At 66.3% G+C, this 3,527-nt stretch carries 6 protein-coding genes; 1 reads left to right on the forward strand and 5 read right to left on the reverse strand.

Annotated features, from left to right (window positions below; translation table 11 throughout):
• Positions 1-116: 116 nt before the first annotated feature.
• On the reverse strand, positions 117-593 hold the full coding sequence (locus AB4Y86_RS14775) for a hypothetical protein (RefSeq protein ID WP_441402952.1): 477 nt from the start codon (positions 591-593) through the stop codon (positions 117-119).
• A gap of 106 nt (positions 594-699) precedes the next feature.
• Between AB4Y86_RS14775 and AB4Y86_RS14780 the strand changes: the two genes are divergently transcribed.
• Positions 700-1,236, forward strand: a complete 537-nt coding sequence (locus AB4Y86_RS14780) for an NUDIX domain-containing protein (RefSeq protein WP_441402953.1) — start codon at positions 700-702, stop codon at positions 1,234-1,236.
• Between the two features lie 64 nt (positions 1,237-1,300).
• Here AB4Y86_RS14780 and AB4Y86_RS14785 read toward each other — a convergent pair whose 3' ends face one another.
• The 4 genes from AB4Y86_RS14785 to truB form a co-directional block, all read right to left on the reverse strand.
• The gene (locus AB4Y86_RS14785) at positions 1,301-1,780 is read right to left on the reverse strand and encodes a MarR family winged helix-turn-helix transcriptional regulator (RefSeq protein ID WP_441402954.1); all 480 of its coding nucleotides are present in this window, start codon (positions 1,778-1,780) and stop codon (positions 1,301-1,303) included.
• Positions 1,781-2,015: 235 nt separating this feature from the next.
• Positions 2,016-2,498 (reverse strand): hypothetical protein, encoded by a 483-nt coding sequence (locus tag AB4Y86_RS14790; protein WP_441402955.1) that lies wholly within the window; start codon positions 2,496-2,498, stop codon positions 2,016-2,018.
• Between the two features lie 22 nt (positions 2,499-2,520).
• The gene (locus tag AB4Y86_RS14795) at positions 2,521-2,874 is read right to left on the reverse strand and encodes a hypothetical protein (RefSeq protein WP_441402956.1); all 354 of its coding nucleotides are present in this window, start codon (positions 2,872-2,874) and stop codon (positions 2,521-2,523) included.
• Positions 2,875-2,876: 2 nt separating this feature from the next.
• Positions 2,877-3,527, reverse strand: a 651-nt coding sequence (gene truB / locus AB4Y86_RS14800; RefSeq protein WP_441402957.1) for a tRNA pseudouridine(55) synthase TruB, incomplete at its 5' end; no start/stop codon positions are given.

Raw genomic sequence — 3,527 nt, forward strand, 5'->3', positions numbered from 1 at the left:
GACGAGAGACGAGAACTGCACCGATTCCCATGCACCAATTCAAACAAGAGGGTCAGACATTATTAGGGCAACGGAGCAGCCGGGCGGCCGTCGCGCCCTCGCGCCCGTCACCGGCATCAGCTGCTATCGCCGGTGACCTGCCTCCCACCGATGGAGCCAAGCTGGACGTACCCGACCAGGGTGATGCTCTGCGCAGTGCAGGGTTCGCTGCGTCGCGTCCCCGTCACGGAAATCTTAATCTCAGAAGCGGTCTCGATCAGCCGCACTTTCTCGGGCGTCGTGCACATCACCGAGGACGCTGAGAGGTATACCCGATTTTCGTTCAGGTCCAGTCGGATCAGATGCCAGGGCAGCGTCTCCGCCGGTTCCGCACTCCGGTCCAGTTGAAGTTCCCTAAACTCGGGAGTGATCGCCGATATGCCCGGCTGCGGCGCCAGCTTTGAGGCCGGCGGGGCCGCCGGAAGTTGCGGCGGCGCGGATTGTTCGCCACAGGCCGTCATTGAACCGGTCGACAAGACTGCCGCGACGACCAAGCCGGCGAAGCGGATCCCCGCACGGTTGCGGTTCCCCACACGGTTCCGATTGAGCGCCATGCGTRCAGGCTACCCTGACCGGATCTAGGTGAAAACCTCGGCCCACTGACACTAAGCAAAACGCCATACTCGGGAGTCCCGCTTGAACGCGTGGCAGACTAACCGAATGGACAGTTCCGCTGCGCAGCCAGCCGAGGCTCACACCAACCCGTACAACGACCCGCGCCGGCCGTTTGGACCCCGGGACCCCGGGGATGCATGGGTGGGAGGCGGGCACGGCCGGTTCTGGGGCCGGTTCGGGTCCGCGGGCCTGCTGGTGCACGACGCCGGCAAGGGAGTCCTGCTCCAGCACCGGGCGACTTGGAGTGATCAAGGCGGAACGTGGGGCCTTCCCGGCGGCGCCCTGCACCAAGGGGAGAATGCCGTGGACGGCGCGCTCCGGGAAGCCAAGGAGGAAGCCGCGGTGCCGCCCTCGTCAGTCCGGGTGCTGTTCACCTCGGTGTTCGACGTCGGGTACTGGTCCTACACGACAGTCGCCGCCCGGGTGGTGGAACCCTTTGAAGCCGAAATCAGCGACCACGAGAGCCTCGAACTGCAATGGGTGCGGCTGAACGGCGTAGGCGACAAAGAGCTGCATCCAGGCTTCGCCGCTGCCTGGCCCGCCTTGCGGCGCCGGCTAGATCTGCACGGAAACGATGAATAAAACCCACGACGACGGCGGTCCCGCCTGATGGGCCCGGCCTGATGGGCCCGGGTCGGGCCCGACCTCAGAACCGGCCCGGAGCCTCGAATGCGGTCAGGATCCTGACCAGATCACGCTGTAGCGTGGTCCAGCCTTCCAAGTCCTCGGGAAGAGCATCGCGCTCAATCTGATGTGCGGTCGCCAGCGCGGCACTGCCGGCCGGGGTTAACGCCACGGTGAGTTGCCGCCGGTCCTGCTCATCCCTGGTGCGCGTGACCAGGCCCGCCTCCTCCAGCCGAGCCAGCACCTTTCCCAGAGACTGGCTTTGCACCGCAATCCGGCGGGCCAGTTGCTCCTGGTTCGTATTTCCGGCGAGGAGCCCCTGGAGGGCTATCACGCCGGCATGCGTCAGCCCGAGGGCCGCCAGGGCCTGGTCCTTGCGGCGTTCGACCACCCTGGCCGCCATGGACAGAAGCTGGTCTGTCCGCCATCCTTCGGATTCGTGCCTTTGGCTCATCCCTGCCACCCGCGTCGGCGACCCGCGGCGGCCCTCTTCGCTTCCCATGATCCTCGGCGAACGGCGGTCATTGTGCTCATGATGCCTCCCTCGCTGCAGTGGAAAAATGTGGGGTGCATCGCTCGCTCTGTCGGCTCCCATGCTCCACAATAAGCATGCTTACTATACCTTTGGCAAGTCTACTTACTGTTTGCCGTAGCGCAGGACCATCGCGCCAGCGGCGGCAGAACGGGGTGTGGCTCCTTTTCCGAGCCGGGGGTGCGGTAGCTGTCGGGGAGCCTGGTCAGGCTTGTTGGCGCGCGGGACGGCGCCGGTACAGCCAGATGAGGCCCAGGATGGGCAGCAGCAGCGGGATGAATCCGTAGCCCCGCCCAAACAAGGACCAGACTGTCTCGTGCGGGAAGTTGGCCGCGTCGAACAGGCTCAGCGCGCCGACCACCAGGACGCCAACCAATTCGACCAGGACAGCCGTGACAGACACCTTGAACCAGGTCCGTCCGGGCTTTGCGAGGGAGACGGTCGCCACGATGTAAACGACGGCGGCGAAGGCGGACAGCAAGTACGCGAAGGGCGCCTCGGCGAATTTGGTGAGGATCTGGTAGCCGGCCCGCGCGGTTGCCGAGAGGGCAAACACCGCGTAGACAGCAATCAGCAGCCGGCCGGGTCCGGTATTTCGGGTGTCCCGCGCCGCCGAACCGGCGGCGTCGCCGGTGGTCCCCGCGACGCCGGTGGTCCCGTCGCCGGTTTGCTGCTCTGAAGCCGTCATGTTCTTCTTTGCCTCTTCCACGTCAGTACCAGATCTGATTCATTCGGGCGGCCATCACCAGTGCGGTGACGCCGACGGCGGCCAGCACGAAGTTGCTCCACCGGGTGCGTTCGAGGATGGCCCAGTAGACCGCGCCAACCGGCAGCAGCAGCGCCGTGGCCAGGTAGCCCCAAAACTCCCAAGGCTCCCCGGCGATCCGCTCCCCCGTCGCAACCCGGACAATCGAACCGACCAAGTAGACCAGGAGGGATAGTTCGACGGCGGCCACTGACAGGATGGTCGCATCGTTGGGTGCCTTTCTCAGGATGCCGGCGCCGGCGCACAGGACGGTGGAGACCAGGCCGACCACGAGGATGATGTAGAAAAATCCGTCCACAGCTAGCCCGCCGGCTTTTCGGCGGCGCGCTTCTCATTGTCCGGCGCGAAGACCAGCACGGGCTTGGCATAGTTTCCGGCATCGGCCAGCAACGCCACCAGCGAACCGTCCGGGGCGAAGGCGGCAGCCGGCTTCTCCGCGGTCGCGGCGTCCGGTGTGCCGGCTGCGGCGCCGGCCGGGATCCGGCGGCCGAAGGACAGTTCCGTGGTTTCTTCGGCGGTGAGCTGGCGGTTGGGCATCAGCGCCCGCGCCGCCTGCGACATCTCCAGCACATCCAGCTCTCCGGCCAACTGTTCCAGGGTTCGAGCCTGGTCCAGGGTGTAAGGCCCCACCTGCGTCCGGCGCAGTGCGGTGAGATGTCCGCCGACGCCGAGAGTCTCGCCCAGGTCCCGCGCCAACGCCCGGATGTACGTGCCGGAGGAACACTCCACGGTCACGTCCAGGTCCAGGGCTTCGCCGTTCTGGGCGCGGCGGAGTTCGTGGAGCTCGAAGCGGTGGATCGTCACGGGCCGGGCGGCAAGCTTGACATCTTCGCCGGACCGGACGCGGGCGTAGGCTCGTTCGCCGTTGACTTTGATAGCGCTGACGCTGCTGGGCACCTGCTGGATCTCCCCGGTCAGGGCGGCGACGCAGGCACGGACGCTTTCCTCGGT

The sequence above is a fragment of the Arthrobacter sp. 2YAF22_2 genome (genome assembly GCF_052114645.1).
Lineage (GTDB): Bacteria > Actinomycetota > Actinomycetes > Actinomycetales > Micrococcaceae > Arthrobacter.

Bases quoted from the DNA above. Each gene is read 5' to 3' on its own strand.
- AB4Y86_RS14775 (WP_441402952.1), bottom strand. From the start codon at position 593: ATGGCGCTCAATCGGAACCGTGTGGGGAACCGCAACCGTGCGGGGATC.
- AB4Y86_RS14780 (WP_441402953.1), top strand. From the start codon at position 700: ATGGACAGTTCCGCTGCGCAGCCAGCCGAGGCTCACACCAACCCGTAC.
- AB4Y86_RS14785 (WP_441402954.1), bottom strand. From the start codon at position 1,780: ATGGGAAGCGAAGAGGGCCGCCGCGGGTCGCCGACGCGGGTGGCAGGG.
- AB4Y86_RS14790 (WP_441402955.1), bottom strand. From the start codon at position 2,498: ATGACGGCTTCAGAGCAGCAAACCGGCGACGGGACCACCGGCGTCGCG.